General features: G+C 44.4%; 20 protein-coding genes and 1 riboswitch. Of the genes, 7 read left to right on the top strand and 13 right to left on the bottom strand.

What is annotated here, in order from left to right; genetic code table 11:
• Positions 1-12: 12 nt before the first annotated feature.
• Positions 13-465, top strand: coding sequence for a spore coat protein (locus BM056_RS18730; RefSeq protein WP_092473454.1), 453 nt, complete (start codon positions 13-15; stop codon positions 463-465).
• A 40-nt stretch (positions 466-505) separates the two neighbouring features.
• Here BM056_RS18730 and asrC read toward each other — a convergent pair whose 3' ends face one another.
• The 6 genes from asrC to BM056_RS18700 form a co-directional block, all read right to left on the bottom strand.
• Positions 506-1,504, bottom strand: a complete 999-nt coding sequence (asrC, locus tag BM056_RS18725; protein WP_092473297.1) for a sulfite reductase subunit C — start codon at positions 1,502-1,504, stop codon at positions 506-508.
• A gap of 18 nt (positions 1,505-1,522) precedes the next feature.
• A complete protein-coding gene (gene asrB, locus BM056_RS18720; RefSeq protein ID WP_092473295.1) occupies positions 1,523-2,305 on the bottom strand; it encodes an anaerobic sulfite reductase subunit AsrB in 783 nt (260 codons plus the stop codon).
• Between the two features lie 32 nt (positions 2,306-2,337).
• The gene (gene asrA / locus BM056_RS18715) at positions 2,338-3,324 is read right to left on the bottom strand and encodes an anaerobic sulfite reductase subunit AsrA (protein ID WP_092473293.1); all 987 of its coding nucleotides are present in this window, start codon (positions 3,322-3,324) and stop codon (positions 2,338-2,340) included.
• A gap of 166 nt (positions 3,325-3,490) precedes the next feature.
• On the bottom strand, positions 3,491-4,519 hold the full coding sequence (locus BM056_RS18710) for a uroporphyrinogen decarboxylase/cobalamine-independent methonine synthase family protein (RefSeq protein WP_092473291.1): 1,029 nt from the start codon (positions 4,517-4,519) through the stop codon (positions 3,491-3,493).
• A 381-nt stretch (positions 4,520-4,900) separates the two neighbouring features.
• Complete coding sequence (locus tag BM056_RS18705; RefSeq protein WP_092473289.1) at positions 4,901-5,653, bottom strand: class I SAM-dependent methyltransferase; 753 nt, start codon at positions 5,651-5,653, stop codon at positions 4,901-4,903.
• Between the two features lie 17 nt (positions 5,654-5,670).
• Entirely contained in the window at positions 5,671-6,141 is a 471-nt protein-coding gene (locus BM056_RS18700) for a GNAT family N-acetyltransferase (protein ID WP_207648220.1), read from the bottom strand.
• Positions 6,142-6,350: 209 nt separating this feature from the next.
• On the opposite strand from BM056_RS18700, the gene BM056_RS18695 reads away from it, so the two are divergent.
• The 5 genes from BM056_RS18695 to BM056_RS26670 all read left to right on the top strand — a co-directional run bounded on the left by BM056_RS18695 (position 6,351) and on the right by BM056_RS26670 (position 10,103).
• Entirely contained in the window at positions 6,351-7,829 is a 1,479-nt protein-coding gene (locus BM056_RS18695; protein ID WP_092473285.1) for an aminotransferase-like domain-containing protein, read from the top strand.
• Positions 7,830-7,879: 50 nt separating this feature from the next.
• Positions 7,880-8,128, top strand: a complete 249-nt coding sequence (locus BM056_RS18690) for a hypothetical protein (protein WP_092473284.1) — start codon at positions 7,880-7,882, stop codon at positions 8,126-8,128.
• Between the two features lie 507 nt (positions 8,129-8,635).
• Positions 8,636-9,490, top strand: a complete 855-nt coding sequence (locus tag BM056_RS18685) for a helix-turn-helix domain-containing protein (RefSeq protein WP_092473281.1) — start codon at positions 8,636-8,638, stop codon at positions 9,488-9,490.
• A 79-nt stretch (positions 9,491-9,569) separates the two neighbouring features.
• Positions 9,570-9,803: a hypothetical protein gene (locus BM056_RS26675; RefSeq protein ID WP_207648219.1), complete on the top strand. Its 234-nt coding sequence runs from the start codon at positions 9,570-9,572 to the stop codon at positions 9,801-9,803.
• 87 nt (positions 9,804-9,890) lie between these two features.
• Positions 9,891-10,103 carry a class I SAM-dependent methyltransferase gene (locus BM056_RS26670; RefSeq protein WP_238456550.1) on the top strand — a complete coding sequence of 71 codons (213 nt, stop codon included), beginning with the start codon at positions 9,891-9,893 and terminating at the stop codon, positions 10,101-10,103.
• A 176-nt stretch (positions 10,104-10,279) separates the two neighbouring features.
• Here the strand turns inward: BM056_RS26670 and BM056_RS18675 are convergent, their stop codons facing one another.
• From BM056_RS18675 to BM056_RS26665, 4 genes are all read right to left on the bottom strand, one after another.
• Entirely contained in the window at positions 10,280-10,912 is a 633-nt protein-coding gene (locus BM056_RS18675) for a flavodoxin family protein (RefSeq protein ID WP_092473279.1), read from the bottom strand.
• A 501-nt stretch (positions 10,913-11,413) separates the two neighbouring features.
• Positions 11,414-12,148 (bottom strand): ABC transporter permease, encoded by a 735-nt coding sequence (locus BM056_RS18670; RefSeq protein WP_092473277.1) that lies wholly within the window; start codon positions 12,146-12,148, stop codon positions 11,414-11,416.
• A complete protein-coding gene (locus BM056_RS18665; RefSeq protein WP_092473275.1) occupies positions 12,145-13,104 on the bottom strand; it encodes an ABC transporter ATP-binding protein in 960 nt (319 codons plus the stop codon). The genes BM056_RS18670 and BM056_RS18665 overlap by 4 nt, the downstream gene beginning before the upstream one ends.
• Positions 13,105-13,221: 117 nt before the next feature.
• Positions 13,222-13,686: an ArsR/SmtB family transcription factor gene (locus BM056_RS26665; protein ID WP_092473273.1), complete on the bottom strand. Its 465-nt coding sequence runs from the start codon at positions 13,684-13,686 to the stop codon at positions 13,222-13,224.
• 181 nt (positions 13,687-13,867) lie between these two features.
• On the opposite strand from BM056_RS26665, the gene BM056_RS18655 reads away from it, so the two are divergent.
• The gene (locus BM056_RS18655; protein WP_092473271.1) at positions 13,868-14,083 is read left to right on the top strand and encodes a hypothetical protein; all 216 of its coding nucleotides are present in this window, start codon (positions 13,868-13,870) and stop codon (positions 14,081-14,083) included.
• Between the two features lie 115 nt (positions 14,084-14,198).
• Here the strand turns inward: BM056_RS18655 and BM056_RS18650 are convergent, their stop codons facing one another.
• The 3 genes from BM056_RS18650 to BM056_RS18645 form a co-directional block, all read right to left on the bottom strand.
• Positions 14,199-15,017, bottom strand: coding sequence for a sirohydrochlorin cobaltochelatase (locus BM056_RS18650; RefSeq protein WP_092473269.1), 819 nt, complete (start codon positions 15,015-15,017; stop codon positions 14,199-14,201).
• 239 nt (positions 15,018-15,256) lie between these two features.
• Positions 15,257-15,446, bottom strand: a riboswitch (cobalamin riboswitch).
• A gap of 64 nt (positions 15,447-15,510) precedes the next feature.
• Positions 15,511-15,642 carry a hypothetical protein gene (locus BM056_RS26340; protein ID WP_274377567.1) on the bottom strand — a complete coding sequence of 44 codons (132 nt, stop codon included), beginning with the start codon at positions 15,640-15,642 and terminating at the stop codon, positions 15,511-15,513.
• Between the two features lie 33 nt (positions 15,643-15,675).
• Positions 15,676-17,091 carry an S-layer homology domain-containing protein gene (locus BM056_RS18645; RefSeq protein WP_092473267.1) on the bottom strand — a complete coding sequence of 472 codons (1,416 nt, stop codon included), beginning with the start codon at positions 17,089-17,091 and terminating at the stop codon, positions 15,676-15,678.
• Between the last annotated feature and the right edge of the window lie 62 nt (positions 17,092-17,153).

Here is a 17,153-nt window from a genome sequence, read left to right as displayed (position 1 = left end):
CAAAAAGAAAATATGTTGCTGCAGGATCAAAAGAAACATGAAGAACTATGTGTGCAAAAGTATCAAAACTACGCTCAGCAGGCCCAGGATCCTCAACTTAAGCAAATGTTCAATGCGCTGGCCCAAACAGAACAACAGCATCTAAATACTGTTAATCAGCTGTTAAGCGGTCAGGTTCCTAACCTGCAACAAAGTCAACAGAATCAGAGCCAGGGCCAAAGCCAATACACACAAGCGGCTGCCCAGAACAAGAACCCGGGCACAGCAAGCCAAAATGATATCGGGCTGTGTAACGATATGCTAGTTACCGAAAAATACATTTCCGGCACATACGATAATACAATTTTTGAATGCACCAATGCCAATGTCCGGCAGGTATTAAATCACATACAAAAAGAAGAACAGCAGCATGGCGAGGCTATCTTTAATTATTTGCAGAGCCGAGGCATGTATAATGTGCAGTAAACGCAACAGCAAAGCCCAGGAATTTTCCTGGGCTTTGCTGTTAAGATGCCCCTTCCCGAACCATATGATTTCTATTATAAAAATAACCGCCGAAATCCATAAATTCGGCAACTTGGGCGGTTTCCGGCAGGTTTACACCCGCTAACACTTCTTCTTTAAAAATGTTATACCCGGTTCTATCAACTATATAGCCCACGTGCTCTTTAGGCAGACTGCGGTCTATGTGTTTTTCAATATATCCGTACATGTTTTTGATCACACTAATTACAACATCTTCATCCACCCACTGTAAAAAGGTGCGGGCCAGTCGAGGGTTCTTTTTACCTGTACGCCCCATGATCACAAGCCGGTAAAAATTATTACCTCTGGTCCAGGCCGCATTGGGACAGGTAAGCACGCATTCCCCGCAGCCAAGGCATTGCCTTTCATCCCTTTCCACCCGGTAATTGACCATTCTCAGGGCGCCGGAGGAGCGCTTACGGCAATTGTCTACGCAGGCCCCGCAGGAAATACACCGACTGGGATCATAAACCGGTTCAACCATGCCCAGTACCCCTATATCCTGCATATGGGCCTTGATGCAGTCGTTCGGACATCCCGAAACGGCAATTTTCACATGGTAATTGTTGGGGTAAATAGTGCGCTCAATTTTATAAGCCAGGTCGGTGGTGTCATAATTGGCATAGGGACAGACTCTGCTGCCAATACAGGCTGAAACGTTCCTGGTACCCGCAGCCGGGTATCCTTCGTGGTTGTTCTCAATGGCAACGCCAATTTCCTTTTCCAGTCCCCGGATGATCGGCTCAATCATTAGATTTACTTCGTTCATCTTTTCCATAGGAATGCCGGGCACTTCAAAACCCTGGCGGGTTGTTATATGCACCGTACCGTTACCGAATTTTTGGGCCACTTCCTTGATAATATCCAGATACTTAACATCAAGATGACCGCCGGGGACCCTGATTCTAAGGGCGGTTATGCCCCTGTCCCTGGTAACACGATAAGCGTTTTTAATCATTTTCTTGGTGTTTACAGTCATTTTACTTTCCCTCCCCGGTTAGTCAATCAAATTTTTGGCCCGGGTATAGTTAAATACGGGACCCTCCAGGCACACGTAAGTATCATCTATTTTGCAGTGGCCGCATTTGCCGATACCGCAGCACATCTTTCTTTCAAAGGATACGGTTATGTTTTTCTCGGGCACGCCGAGCCTGAGAAATTCTTGAACTGTGAATTTCATCATCAAAGGCGGTCCTACTACGATTACTTCTACCTCACCGGGTTTACTCAAGTTTAATGATTGAACATACTGTGTTATTAGCCCAACATTGCCATTCCAGTTTTCATCGCCCCGGTCAACTGTTACTGTAGCATTGAAATATTGCCCCCATTTCTTCAGTTCGGGGCGAAATAGCACATCCGCGGGGCTTTTAAATCCGGCAAGCAAAGTTAATCCACCAAATTCCCGGTGACGGTTGAGCAGGCTTTTAACCGGGGCCAGCCCCGTGCCGCCTGCCGCAACGACCACTTCCCTGCCACGGTATTTATCCATCGAAAAGCCGTTGCCATAAGGGCCTCGTATAAATAATCCATCCCCTTCTTTAAGCTGGTGCAGCACATTGGTTACCTTGCCCACCCGGCGGATGGTCATCTCAAACCAACCGTCTCCGAAATCGCTCACGGATATGGGGCATTCACCCACTTTGGGCAGTGAGACCTCTACAAATTGGCCGCTGCTTGGTTTGATGCCGCTTTCCAAAATGAAAGTATAGTCGATATCAGTCTGGGGTTTAATGCTGATGATTTTTGCCTTTTGCGATAAATACGGGTTAGTCGCCACTGGTTATTCACCCCCTGAAGGTACTTCAATTTTTAATCAAGCTTTTCTATACACTTTGTAATCGAAATGTATTCCGGGCAGATATGATCACACCTGCCACAGCCAACGCACATATGATATCCGAATCGCTTATGGAAATCGTAGAACTTATGCATCACTTTAAACCGCATTCGTTCCCCCTGATTATTCCTGAAAGCATGACCGCCGGCCATTTCACTAAACCCGTCCACCATGCAGGAGGCCCATACGCGCCGCCGCTCTCCGCAATTTTCATTGTCACGATAAAAAATATCCTGCATGGTAAAGCAGCTGCAAGTCGGGCAGACAAAATTGCACCGGCCGCATCCCGTGCAGCGCGAGGTATATTCCTGCCACAGGGGGCTGTTAAATACATCGTTGTTAATGTTTTGCGGCAGTCGTGGTGTATATTGGTTTTTTTCTATAAAACGCGGAGTTATTTCTATGTTTTCATTTAACCCGTTGAAATAAGGTTTTAATTCAGGGTCCTTTACCTGGCACTGTACAAAACCCGCGGTGGGTCTTACAAGCAATGCATAATCATCTGTTACATTCGTCCCCGTAGCAACGCAAAAGCAGCTATCAAAACCTTCCCCGCATTCCATCAGGATAAACTTAACCTTTTCCCGCTGCTGCTGATAAGAGCTATCCTTAAAAGGTCCGTTGTTAATAAAAATTTCATCCAGGCGTTTATAAGCATTGATATCGCATGGACGGGCAAAAATGAGTATATTTTGGCTTTGTACAGCCGGTTGTTGATATTCGTTTTCGGTAAAATAAAACATTGTCTCAACCGGCTTAAAAACAATTTCTTTGGCTGAATATGCAGATCTTTGGTTAAATACAATCTCTTCAAATTTGTTGATCTCGCCATATGCTACCAGGTCCGTTCCCGCAAAGGCGCCCTTTCCCTTCATCTTCACCGGTGCATAAACCCGAAAATTCCGGCGCAAATCACCCAAAATAGCGTTAAACGCTTCTATCTCCAGTCTGTAACCCATGAGCACACCTCCCAAGCTTTATAATAAGGGTGCCGGTATTACGGCCCGCACCTTTTATTAAATTTGTTATATTAAAATGTTTAATGATTGGTTAGCCAAGGATTTATTTACTGCCAGCAGCCTTGCTATACCATTAAAAAGATCAAGGTAGCGCGGCCTTGCTGTTTTAAAGAAGGTGATACTTTTCCTTTAATCTTGCTGCAACGTTATTAAGCAGGGCAAAAGATTTTTCAACTGTTTTAGCTCCGTCGGCATTGACCAGGCAGCAGCGGGCCGGCGCCAGCCAGGCCTGGGAAACAATTAATTCCAGATTGATCCCCCGCTTATCCAGGTAAATCCAAAAATTTTCCAGCCTGTCCGCCAGAGTGTTGACTTCTTCAGCATCAACCTCCTCTGTCAGAGTTGGCACTATTCCCCAGCTAATTATGCCACCCCGCTTTAAAAATTCATTAATCTCATCCGCATACCGCACAAAAATTTGTCCATTACCAAATACATCTATGGACAGGATATCCAAATCCAAGCCGCTTAACAAAAAGGACCAGTCGGGGTTGCCGCACAAGTGCACTCCCCGGGGTCCCTCCAACCTGGTCAGGAAACCTCTAAAGTCTTCCTTGGCCCTGGAACTGGGATAACCTGTAAACGACGAAAAAATCATCTCCAAACCGGGTTCATCCACCCAAACAAATGGATTATCATGCACCTTTTTTAACTGTCTGTATTGAGCGTTTACTTTTTGAGCTATAAAGTCATATAAAAACTCCCTGATGTCATCGTTATAGATAATAGGCTTTAAATTTTCATCGGTTATTTTTAAGCCAAAACTTATTGGCCCTATATTCTGGCCCCTTATGTACTGATAATCCTTGAAATCTTCCAGCAGAAACCTATTTAGTGTGACTGAGTATTTAGGCGACAATTTAAATATTCCCTCACCGTCACTTTTGACTGCGTATTCCGACAGCTTATTGTAAAAAGAAGCGGTATCCAAGGATACACGATATTTTTCCTCGTCAATGTTAATGCCGGGAAAATTCTCGCATACCTGAACATACATATCTTCATAAAAGCTGAACTTGGGAAGCTGCGGCCAAAAAGGAATGTCAACAGAGAAAGCAATTTTAAAAGCATCCTCTATATTGTCATGGGGCAAAATACCCATTGCTGTTGTTAAACAGTTGCCGGTTAATTTCACCTTAAAGCACCTCCATGCTAAGATTCCTTAGATTATTATTCCTTGGGCATTGACTCTTCTTTTATTTATTTTAGATCACAACCTGAATTCTCATAACTTTTATAACATCATAGCCAATTTATCTATTATTAGAAGTTTGCTAAGTCACGAAACAGGTGTGATATTTATCACTGCCGGGAATATTTTCAAGAAAAACAGGAACAGGAGGCAAATTATCCAAACTAAAAAATCAAACAAAAATCCCGCAAGTACTTGGCTACCAAGGGTTTGCGGGATTTTTGTTTTAGAGTGGCCGCACAGATAAATATGTTTATCCAAAGGAGACGCTGGAGGAGATGAAAATATTCTTTCACCCGGAGCTGGATGAGCACTTTCCCGGCGCTAATTGGTAAAACTCTGCTCACCGGGGCTTGTTTTATTTGTTAATACATAAATAGTCCATGGTGCAATACTGGTTTCACTGACCCATTTATAAGTGTCACTCTCTCTGGCCAGTGGCTTGTAGGTTTTAACCAATTCAAGCCCGGCTTTTTTAAAAATCTTTTTATAATCATCGTCTGTGCACATAAAATCTTCTACCGGCCGTTTGTCTTCTATATCTGTAATAATTATTTTGACCTTGTCTCCACTTTTGGCCTTTTTATTTTCGGGAAAGCCCCAGGTGGAGAATGATGCCCATTCATTTATATAAATTTCAGGCGACGATACAAGGTTGACAATTATTCCATCTCTCTTTAGTATACTCCCCATATCCCCTAAAATATCAACCTTCTTTTCCACTGAGGGGATATTGTCAAAAGCAAACGCAGACAGAGTCAGGTCGTAGGTATTATTTTCAAATTGGCTCAGGCGGCCATCTTTTATAAGAATATAATTTCCGTCAGGATCCATTTCCAACGCTTTTTCTATCATATCCTTTGCAATATCAACCCCCACAGTGTCAAACCCCAGCTTTTTCAGGAACCGGGTGGAACGTCCGGCGCCACAGCCAAAATCCAGGGCCTTTTTTCCGTTTGCATGTTCAAACAGTATATCCGGCAAATCCCTGTATGCCAGGAAGTACGTGCCCGAAAACTCCAGTTTGGCATACGCCCGGGCGCGTTTGGCATCATTGTAACAATTAATGGCTGCCATAATATCCCCCCTTATGCTTATAATGTCAACTGCATCCAAATTACATCGAAGTTAATACCCTTTTTCATTCCTATTCCGGTAAAACGACCGCATTGTTCAAACCCATGCCTGCTGTGAAAACGAATGCTGCCCTGGTTAATGGAAGATATTGCGGCCAGTATGTTTTTGATGCCTCTTGACCTGGCTTCCTCCAGCAGATACTCCAGCAAAAGGGTTCCCAGCCCCCGACTCGTCATATCCGGTTTGATAAAGTAGGTGATTTCGCTGGTGCCGCGAAATGCAGGTATAGGACTATGTGGACGCAGCATAGCAAAGCCGATAATGTTTCCTTCTTGATTCTCTGCAACTATCCGGGGATAGCCTTCGCTCTTTAGAAATAATTCATCGAAGAATGTATAAGGTATTTTTTCCTCCGGAAAGGCAGAAAAGCTTTGCTCAACATAATAATTAAAGATGTCAATGACTGATGTGCGGTCCTTTTCATTCATCTGGCGAATTGTTGCCATATTCATCACCTTTCTTTATCAGGACGTAGCTCTTGTACATACAGGCAAGATAATTTGTTCCAAAACTCCTGTATTGATAATAGCCTTATTTCTTTTTAATAGACAGGTACAGTTTATAGAAAACTGACCTATAACAGTTGTAAAATTTGTGTTACTGTTTTATAGTGGTGCTGAAAAGACCGTAAGGAGCTGTGATAGGAATTAAAAAGTATGACCAAATTATGAATAGAATTATGGATCTTATCAGGCTGGAAACGCTGAAAGATGGCGAACGGGTGCCCTCTGTCCGCTCCATGGCCAAACAAATGGGCGTTAGTATAATGACCGTCCTTGAGGCGTATCGCCGCCTGGAGAACATGGGATTAATTGAAAGCCGGCCGCAAAGCGGATACTATGTTTGTTCCAGTGCTCTTCGCCCGACATATAAATTGGCTTGTCCTCCACAGGCAACCCGGTCGGATATTGCCCTCAGGACTGAAGCGGTAATGATTCCGGAGGCTGTAGAAAGACTTCTGACTCTGGCATTAAGAAAAGACATTCTACCTCTCGGCACCGGGATGCCTGAACCCGGTTATTTTCCAAGCGAAGAACTGAGCATACGCCTGGCCCGGGTTGCCCGCACCGATCCAAATCTGATTAACAGGTATTGCGTTGGCAGAGGACACCACTCCCTGGTGGAAATGATTGCGAAATGGATGATTGAGGCCGGGTGCGTTATTCCGGAAGATGAGATTGCTGTAACGGCCGGGGCAACCCAGGCTCTAATGCTGGCGATAAGATCATTGACCCGGCCAGGAGATACTGTAGCTGTTGAATCACCCGGTTACTACGGTTTTTACTCCCTTTTGCAGTTTTTTAACCTAAAAGCGGTTGAAATACCTTGCGACCCGCAAAGCGGTCTGGCAGTGGACGCATTGCAAACAATATTGAGCCGGGGGCTGAAACCCGCCTGTTTAATACTGTCACCCAGTTATTCCAATCCAACGGGAGCGGTGATGCCCGATGAGAATAAGGAAGCTCTGGTTGAACTTTGCTTAAAACATAACCTTCCTATGATAGAAGACGATACATTTGGAGAACTTACCTTCAATACTTATCGTCCGCGCCCATTAAAGGCGCTGGCTCCGGATAGGGTGATTTATGTAGGGAGTTTCAGTAAGATACTTGCTCCGGGATACAGGGTCGCCTGGCTGGCCGGTGGGCCTTACACCAGTGACATACTGCGCTGTCATGCCATGTCCGTGCTTGCAACACCCGTGGCAACGCAGCTGGCTCTGGCAGCGTATTTGAAAGACGGTGGTTTGAAGCGGCACCTGCGGCTTTTACGCAAGAAATATAAGGTAAACGCCAGTCTTTTGCAAGACAAAATTGCTCTTTTCTTTCCAACCGGAACGCGTACAAGCAATCCCCAAGGCGGTCATTTTTTATGGGTTGAACTGCCTCCGGGTTATGATGCCGTTGAGCTTTCTGCTACTGCGGCAAATGAGGGAATTTCTATTGCCCCGGGGGTTCTTTTTTCCTCACGGCAGCACTACATAAGAAATTTCCGTCTAAATTTTGCCGTCAATTGGAGTAAGGAAGTTGACGAGGCTATTATGCGGCTTGGTAAACTCTCGCTGAATTTGTTGGGGTGCAATACGTGCATTATCCAAAGTAGAAAAACCGAATAAAACCCGCAGGTCCCTTATTCGTAAGGCCTTGCGGGTTTTAAGTTTTTAAGGTGGTTGGCACGATTGACTGGCCGTCAGAAGGCGGGCTGATATCTCCAATTATAGGGAATGCGTTCTTTGAAGCCTTAAAATTCAAAATGGCAAAATTCAGCTTGGAGGAAGAACCGGATGTGTTAGTTGCACAAGTCCGGTTCTTGAAGGTACGAAGGACTTTTGCAAGTATGTTATTCACAGGTTTGGCCAAACTAAGATCAGCCTACATGGTAATCAAAAAAATCAAGAAAGGATTGGACAAATGAGCAAAGAACGCAGACATGGCAAGAATAACAAGGTGTTTGAGCTCAATATGGGCCACGCAGGCGTTTATAAGCCATGGGTAGCTCATAGGGAAAAAGTAAGCCCAGATAGAAGTAAATGACAAAGCACTCCGGAGAATAAATGGTTTAGGCTATTTCTATTTTTCAAGTAATATAGACCTAATTGACTCGTTTAGAGCGTTAGGTCTAAAATTTACCTTTATAAAATCCTGTTAATTCATCATGATGAGATTGATATATTAAATTTTGCTGGTTTAAATAATCATTTACCTTGCTCGAATATATAATAGAGGATATAACTATCCCCAATATACTCATCATACTGCAGTCAAGGATAACTGAAAAACCAACTAATAAACTATTAAATAATTGTTTATGCTCATCAGACAGATTGGGCGATAATTTCTTTACTTTTCTTTTGTTTTACGGTCGGTCTTGGAAATTAAATCGGTGAGCTGCCGAGGAGAGAGTATATAGGGGGAAGATCATGTGAATTACATTGAAATAGTCAATGACGCCATACAATATATTGAGTCTAATTTGCACCGCAAGCTGGCCTTGGAGGAACTGGCATCACGGTATTATATATCTACTACATATTTCTATCGAATCTTCCATGCAGTAACCAATCAGACCGTTAAATCATATATTCTGGGGCGCAGGCTTACCGCAGCTGCCATTGAATTAAGAAAGACAGACCGCAATATAGCCGACATTGCATTCCAGCACGGCTTCAATTCCCATGAGCAGTTCACCCGGGATTTTAAAAAAATGTTTCATATCACCCCATACAACTACAGGAAGAATAACATTTCCGTTGCCTTAAAGGAAGAGCTGGATGTCGTCGAGCGCGACTTCAGGAATAAAAACAAGGATATTATTATTGACTACTCTTGTCGGGAACTTAAAGAAATAACGCTGTTGGGAAAAGAAATCTTTTTTCAACCGGAAATTAGGTGCGAATTGGAGGAAGCAATCCGTAGGGGCAACAATTTTGAAGAGGAGTATTTTATCAAAGGCACCGCCGGACGGCTGTTCAATGTCATGCGCGCTTGTAATAGCAATGGCTTCCGCATTAACTGTTTTTCAGGCATACCCGCAGGGGAATATACAGGTGATTGTTCCGGTTTAAAGCAAAGGACTATTCCCGCATCCAAATACGCGGTATTCAGATACCCGGATATTTTGGGACTGTTTTTTCATACAGTACTGGGAGATTTGCACAAATGGCTCCGTGTATCGAAATTTAAATTAAACAAAGGTGTGGGCTTTGATCTGTTTACATTGCAAACCGAAGATTACGAGCAAACAAGAAAATTTTATCTTTATTTACCTGTGCTTTAAATTGATTACTGTAAAAAACCTCAAGACCTCACCTTCCATCTTGGTTATTATTTAATCATAGCCTGAGAGGGGGATACCAATGAAAGAAAAACAGATCAGCCGTACCGCATTGTTAATGGCCTACGTTCGTGGCTACCATGCCATGAGTGGTACCCTAAGAATCTTTGAGGACAATCTGGCGTATGATTTACTTACGGATGAAGAACGCGGAATATTTGAGCAGCAATTTACGCCGCCGCCTATTCAGCTTATTGAATCTGTTGACCCTATAGGCGCCGAGTCCTGCCATAACCAGGCAGACCGTCTGGCATGAGCGTTGCGGGTCATACCGAGCGCATCCCACAGCCTTAGCCGTTCTCGTTATACGGAAGATGCCCTTAAAGATGCCCTAAGTCAGGGTGTGCAACAGTATGTGATACTGGGGGCGGGGATGGATACCTTTGCTTTTCGGCACCCTGAGATGTTAGATAAAATTAAGATTTTTGAGCTTGACCATCCCGCCACGCAGGAATTTAAGCGCCACCGGCTCATTGAATTAGGCTGGGAACTTCCGAAAAATCTACATTTCGTTCCGGTGGATTTCACAAATGCCGGGAGTGGGGGGAGCCGCTAATTACAGGCTTTGACCCGCCCATGCTTGCCGAGGACCTTGGACGCTTGGGCTTACGCCTCAACGAAGATCTAAGCCCGTCCGGCATCCAGGAACGCTACTTCCGGGGACGCACGAACGGCTATTATGCTGTTGAGCATGTACACTTCGCGTGGGCAGTGGTTAAATAGTATTATGCTTCAACGAATAAAATTTGTAGCTACTTTATTTTCTCTTTCCGGTTCCTCCACAGCCCCTTTTCCGTTTTTAACTAATTTCAGGACCCATGCCATATTTCTACCAAGGACCCTCATGATTTGCACTCCTTCAGCATCTTGCAACGCTTCCCCAGGCGTCGTGCCGTGAATAACATTCCAATAACATGAGGTTGGCATGATCATTTCGGAATAAGTAAGATAATGATTTAATTGGTCAAAGGCAGGCAATCCCCCTGAACGTCTTACAGCAACAACAGCAGCACCCACCTTATGTCTAAATATTCCACCGTTGTTACCAGCAACAAAAAATGCCCTATCTAAAAAGGCTTTCATTGTAGCACCAATTGACGAATAGTGAACAGGTGATCCCAAAATTATGCCGTCCGCTTCTTTCATTTTTTGAATCCATTCGTTCACTTCATCTCCCGCAATACACTTCTCATCCCTTTTCTTCCCGCATTGCCCACATGCTAAACATCCTCTAATCGACTTGTTTCCTACATGAATAATTTCTGTTTCTATACCTTCTTTTTCAAGCTCACCTGTAACTATTCTTAGTGCATGATAAGTATTTCCTTCTTTATGTGGACTGCCGTTAAAAGCTACTACTTTCATTAATCTTCCTCCTTAAAATTGGTTAATGCCTCTTTTTACTTAATTAAGTTAATATGAGTATATACACATATTAACTTAATGTCAAACTGAAACAAGCACTACTTTTCATGCTATGGATACTTAAGCGACCATAAATTTCTATTGGCTCACCGTTGGTTAAATTGGAATATACTTTTGGTAGTTGCCCCAGCTTAACTAAATAATTATCATACCACAGGCAAACGGCCTATTGGACGCATTCGCCATTTAGGAATAATAGCGCTTTTATATTTATTCTACTCAGTCGTCTGCAATTAACTTCGTATACTTGAGCAATACAATGGTTGTTTTATATCCACCTTCCATATGGGGACAGGTATATTTTTCTGGCGTAATAAAATGCAGTAAAATAAAAAGGCTTTGAGTTGTTAATTATTGACGGAATTAACCACCCAAAGCTTAAAACAAAATATTCATTTTGGTTTAAGCTTTTTCTGTTGAACTGCACCTCGGTATGTTGTGTTAATAAATCCATTTCTTTCTTACATTAATGATACTTAATCCGAATAAAGCGACACTAAATCCAATCAGCATTAAAAAACTGAACCAGATCAGCATGTACCCGTTGCCGCTGATGGCTGTTTTTAATATGTCGGCACCATAAGTGAGTGGCAAAATATAAGATATGGGTTGCAAAAAAATGGGTAATTCTTGCACCGGAATAAATAACCCGCACAGAAAGATCATAGGAAATCTAAAAAAGTTGGAGAAAGTTTGCGCCTCAAAAACTTCACTTACTGATACCGCGATGAATAAGCCCAGAAAAGTTGGGGTTAGAGCAATTAAAAAAACACTTCCGGTCATGGTAAGCCAGTGGACGCCGGACAAATCAGTCATAAAAAGGGCAAATATAACCGGCACAAAGGCATTAATAATGCCAAATAGAATTGCTCCGGTGGTTTTGGCCAACATCAGCAGATTAAGACTGATAGGCGCCAACAAAAGTCTTTCAAATGAGCGGCTTTTTCTTTCAAAAGTGATCGTTACCGAGAGCATGGATGTAGTTCCAAAAAGAATGGAAATGGAAATAATCCCCGGTAAAATGTCCCGGATATCCATTGCGCTTTGGGATCTAAGGAAAAACATCAGGGTCCAGGCAAAGGGGAAGATTATACCCCAGCTTATGTTGGGTGGTTTTAAATAATAAGTTTTAATGTCTTTCATTAGAATGCTCCCAAAAGCGGTCCAAACACTCATTTCTTTCGCCCCTCTTTCTCTTTCTTCATCTTCTCAGGTTCAATGCCGGTTACTTTCACAAATACTTCTTCCAGAGAAGGACGTATTATTTTTGCTTCGAATACGGTGAGACCATTATCTTCAAAAAACCTCATAAATGGCATAAGATTAATGGAAGCGGGGGAATGAATTCTAATGCTGTTGTCACCTGTGATCTCAACTGTATAGTCCGGGAATTCCACCTTTATAACCTGTGTTATTTTTGAAGCTCCGCCGTCAAAGGAAAATTGAACAATGCTTTCCCGCTGGGCTTCCTGCATCAGCTCGTCTGTGGTTCCGCAGCGTACAATCTCACCGCCAACAATAAATGCTACCCTGTGACAAAGCCGCTCTGCTTCCTCTATGTAGTGCGTGGTTAAGAAAACAGTAGTGCCATTTTTATTTAGTTCTTTAATTAAAGAGCGTATCTGCCTGGCACTGGCCACATCAATGCCGGTTGTAGGTTCGTCTAAAAAGAGTACCTTGGGTTCGTGGATAATACCGGCGGCGATGGTAAGTTTTCTTTTCATCCCTTTGGAATAAGCCTTAAAAAGTTTTTTGCCTGTATCAGCCAGGCCGAATTGGCTTAAAAGATGCCGGGCTCTTTCTTCACGCATACGCTTTTCCAGACCATAAAGGGAGGCGCAGAAGCAGAGGTTTTCAAACCCGTCAAGTTCTTCGTAAAGGTTACTTTCGTCAGGGACGATACCCATCAGCTGCTGAGCTTGCTTTATATGGCGGGTTAAATCAATGCCGGATAAATTAACGGAACCGGAAGTTATTTTAGCTAAACCGGTCAACATATTAATTGTGGTGGTTTTTCCGGCGCCATTGGGACCAAGAAAGCCGAAGATTTCCCCTTTGGCGACGCTGAAAGCAACATCTTTTACCGCAGCAAAGTCTCCATATTTTTTAGTTAAACCGTTTACCTCCAGCATGTTCAATTTCCTCCCTTCCGTATTATGTATACCGTATAGTATTTTGTTCTATACAAGATGACTATTGCAGTATAAATAGGGGTGGGAAAGTAACTACCCCACCCCTCCAAATCAACACTATTCTTTTTTACCCTGGCAAGGATGGTCTTTCACATCCCCATGGCACTTTTGAATCTGTTCCGGAGTGCATTTTTCCGGGCTTTCTTTCAATTTTTCCGGACGTTCACAATTGCAATTGCACATCTTTGGTTCCCTCCTTTCCCCAGTATCTGCCTTCCTTGAATATTTCTGATGACATACATGCTCATGGTAGCTAGGCTGAGTGGTTATTTTTTTTAATTCTTCAGCAACCATAATGAGCAATTCTTTTTCTACCGAGTAATGGGTCCAATAACCATTTTTTTCTCCTTTCACCAATCCCGCTTTTCTTAATGTTTGTAAATGCTGGGAAACGGCTGCCTTAGAGATGCCCAAATTGTAGGCCAGAGCCCCAACACAATAATTATGGGTAATAAGTATGTTTATTATTTTAAAGCGCGTTTCATCAGCCAGTGCTTTTAATATTACTGATAGATCATTCATGACAATTCAATCCTTTTTAATTAAGTAAAAACTTAAATAGATTTTAATACGCTTAAATGATTAAGTCAACAATAATATCGATTTGAGTCTTAGGTCCTACGGCAATTGGGAATATCAGCTCTGTATCGGCTAACGACCAAACCTCTATGATGAAAATAATAAAAGCTTGGGAGGTGCTTACATGCTTACCCGAATCTTTATTTCAGAAGATCCAATGAAGCTTCAGCGAAGATTAAAAAACTGGCTGGATGCGGAGCAACCCACGGTCTGGAACTACAAGCTGGACGCTGCAGACGATAAATTCGTAATGATCGTTACCTATATGATATTGCCCGGAGAACCTCTATACCGGGCCTGGCCAGGTGGCATTTCCGTCTCGGCACTCACAGCATCTTAAACCTTTATTCACGAACAAATGCCGTTATCCATCCACTTTCTTGATTAAGAGACTTATTTACCAGCCTGGCTTGCACCAATTGCAATACTCAAATAAGTAATTATTTTAGGAAGGGTTAACAATCGAGGGCTGATGAATAGTTTATTTGTGACATGGCTGCGGACAGGTGTTTGAGGTATATATTTATAAAGCCCCGGTTCTCCAGCAGCCCCTTGATGTAGCCATCGGTCTTATATCCGAGCCCGTTCAGCCGGGTTTTCCAGGAGTCTCTCCCGTCGCCGTACAGGTCGTTTAAAGCATGATCCCCAGCAATGTTCATAAAGGGCATCAGGGTGACATTTTTAACCCCGGACGCTGCTAGATCCGCTACAATTTCCTCCAGGGTGGGGTAGCCTTCTACGGTACCCAGGAACACGTTTTTATACTTGTGCCGCAAAACATCATTGAACTTCCCGTAAGCAGCATCGGCAGGATGGTGTTCACTGCCGTGACCCATTAAAACCACGGCGTTGGCCGCGGTATTGACAGGTAACTGGGCAGTTATCGCCTCCGCGGCAGCAATGTAATCCTCGTGATGGTACAAAAGAGGCTTACCCAGAGCTATTCCCTTTACCACCGACTGCGACATTAATAAGCCGTTGAGGTCAGCAACGAGGTCGTTGTATTCCCGACCCGGGATTACGTGCACCGATTGTACCACAACTTTTTCAAATCCGTCCTCCCACAACCTTTTCAGGGCCGTAATGGGATCATTAATGATCTTGCCGTCCCTTTCGGCTATTATGTCTCTAATAGTTTTGGCAGTATAGGCCCAGCGCACTTCAACGCCGGGAAAGGTGTCTTTCACCGTTTGCTCAAGATTGACAAAGGCCGGCACCGCGGCTTGTACACTTGTCCCGAAAGTAACCAGCAAAATGGCTCTTTTATTCTTCAAAAAACTGATTCCTCCTTACTTTTTAGGGGTTAGGTTTAACAAGGGCGTCTACCGGACCCCGGGCAGAGAAAGGGATTATGTATGCTGTGTAAGGGGCGCTTAAAAAGTAGTGCATAGTAGTGCATAAAAGAGGCTAAATACAAAAACCCCGGCTTTTCCGTAAAAGCCGGGGTTTCTAAAGGCATGATACCTCTGAATCCAATATCCTGTGCGCACCTAACCTCTCCACGGAAGGCGATACTTGATTTTTTGCCCAGGCAGGTCTCCTGACTTGTGGTTAACAGCGCTACCCCGCCTTCCCGGGCATTAAATACCCAGTGGCATTTGGGGGCCGCCTCTCACTTACAGTGGCCGGACCGTCCGGGATTTGCACCCGGTTCCCTTTTACCCCCCCGGCGTAACCGGGGGACCTGAACAAGTTATTCAATTACATGTATATTAACATCATTTGGCTGTTTTGTCCACCATTCCATACTAGCCTACACGCTCTTTTTTATTGGACGGAAAGCTGGGTGGTCACCTGAGCCAGCTGGTTTAAAAAATATGATTCTTCCCTGATCATATGGTTGAGCGCCAGGGGCACGCCGGTATTTTGCACAGTGCAGACGCCGAATCCTTGCTCCAGGGATTGCTGCAGGCCCAGATGCAGTTGAAATATCTATTTCAGCGCATTGGTAATAACCGTCACCGCTTCAGCCCGCGTGGCATAGTTTTTTGGTCTGAAGGTGGCGTCAGGGTAGCCATTCATTATACCCTTCTGTACGACAGCCGCCACGGATTCTTTAGCCCAGGCGGAAATACTGGCGTTATCTTTATAGGAGGGTTGAACCGATGCCGGGCTGAGCTTGGCGGCATTGCCAATCATAACGGACATCTGCTCCCGGGTAATGGGCTCGTTCGGCCCAAAAGATGTTTCACCTAAACCGCTTACAATTCCGTAAAAAGTCGCGGTGGCGATATTGTCTTTAGCCCAATGGTTAGTAGTGTCACTGAACACTTTACCACCATCCTGCTGCTGTAATTTAAAGGCCTTCACCAGCACGGTAACGAACTCAGCTCTGGTAATATTATTGTTGGGCTTAAAGGTACCGTCGGAATAGCCGCCAATGGCACCCAAGCCGGCCAACTGAAGTATGTTCTTTTCCGCCCAGTGCCCGGCAATGTCGGTGAGGGTCACGGACGGAGGTTGAGTGGTTTCTTTAATCGGAGCGGCTGCTTTTTCCATGACGGCGTATTTGGTGAAGTGGTTTACGGTGACGGTAATGGTCTGGCCGGAAACCGTACCCCCGATATTAACCCACTGCCCGTTGGTTTCGTCGTAATAATAAACTGCCGGGGTTGCACCCGGGGCCAATTTCGACGGATTGATGGTGAAGGTCAGGGTGACCGGCTTGTTGAAACTGTAACTTTCAGACTCACCAACCTTAAATTCATACACACTGCCCAGTACCATGAACCCGGAGGGTGCTGCCGGGGGGGAGTTTACCTTCTGTACCGTGACCTTAACAGCGGAGTTACCTTGCAGCGCACCGGCCGGTATAGCAACTGAGGCCTCACCGCCCAGACCGACTTTACCGCCGGCACCGGGAGTAACCGAAGCTGACCCGCTAGTGCTGCTGACCGACTGGGAAGGGGAACTCCCACCGCCGCCACCGCCACCACTGCCGCCACTGCCGCCACCGCTATCTCCACCGTTTTCTTCGCTGCCGGAGGATGCCGTTACATTAAAGCTGGCACTGCTTGCGCTTCCTCCTCCGGCTACATCGACAGTCCATGTACCGGTGGGAGCATCCGCCGGTAAAGTAAATTGAAAACTGTAACCCTCTGTGCCGGTTTTGGTTTGGTCTACAACAAATACTCCGTTTGAGGGGTTCTTAATGGTGATTCCTATGGATGTCCCTGGAGCTATATCTGTGGCGGTGCCACTGATTTGAATATTGCCGCCCGGTACGACGGCGCTGCCCGGAACGTTGAGAGTAATCCCGGCCGCCAGCGCAACATTACATACCAGCAGCAAAGTCAGTATCACTGTCATACTGAACAGGGCCAGCCATTTCCTTTTAAAAGGATTCATAAATTTCCTCCTTTATATTTTGCCTGGTACATCTCTATTAACAGAACATAGAAAGCCATTTT

The organism is Desulfotruncus arcticus DSM 17038 (genome assembly GCF_900113335.1).
Classification (GTDB): Bacteria; Bacillota; Desulfotomaculia; order Desulfotomaculales; family Desulfallaceae; genus Desulfotruncus; species Desulfotruncus arcticus.
The sequence above is the reverse complement of the archived record's forward strand: the minus strand, read 5'-3'. Positions and strand labels throughout refer to the sequence as shown.

Excerpts from the sequence above, each read along its gene's own strand:
- BM056_RS18655 (WP_092473271.1), top strand. The coding sequence starts at position 13,868 with ATGCTTACCCGAATCTTTATTTCAGAAGATCCAATGAAGCTTCAGCGA.
- BM056_RS18645 (WP_092473267.1), bottom strand. The coding sequence starts at position 17,091 with ATGAATCCTTTTAAAAGGAAATGGCTGGCCCTGTTCAGTATGACAGTG.
- BM056_RS18670 (WP_092473277.1), bottom strand. The coding sequence starts at position 12,148 with ATGAGTGTTTGGACCGCTTTTGGGAGCATTCTAATGAAAGACATTAAA.
- BM056_RS26665 (WP_092473273.1), bottom strand. The coding sequence starts at position 13,686 with ATGAATGATCTATCAGTAATATTAAAAGCACTGGCTGATGAAACGCGC.
- BM056_RS18705 (WP_092473289.1), bottom strand. The coding sequence starts at position 5,653 with ATGGCAGCCATTAATTGTTACAATGATGCCAAACGCGCCCGGGCGTAT.
- BM056_RS18665 (WP_092473275.1), bottom strand. The coding sequence starts at position 13,104 with ATGCTGGAGGTAAACGGTTTAACTAAAAAATATGGAGACTTTGCTGCG.
- BM056_RS26675 (WP_207648219.1), top strand. The coding sequence starts at position 9,570 with ATGAAAGAAAAACAGATCAGCCGTACCGCATTGTTAATGGCCTACGTT.
- asrC (WP_092473297.1), bottom strand. The coding sequence starts at position 1,504 with ATGACTGTAAACACCAAGAAAATGATTAAAAACGCTTATCGTGTTACC.
- BM056_RS18730 (WP_092473454.1), top strand. The coding sequence starts at position 13 with ATGTTGCTGCAGGATCAAAAGAAACATGAAGAACTATGTGTGCAAAAG.
- BM056_RS18700 (WP_207648220.1), bottom strand. The coding sequence starts at position 6,141 with ATGAATGAAAAGGACCGCACATCAGTCATTGACATCTTTAATTATTAT.
- BM056_RS18675 (WP_092473279.1), bottom strand. The coding sequence starts at position 10,912 with ATGAAAGTAGTAGCTTTTAACGGCAGTCCACATAAAGAAGGAAATACT.
- asrA (WP_092473293.1), bottom strand. The coding sequence starts at position 3,324 with ATGGGTTACAGACTGGAGATAGAAGCGTTTAACGCTATTTTGGGTGAT.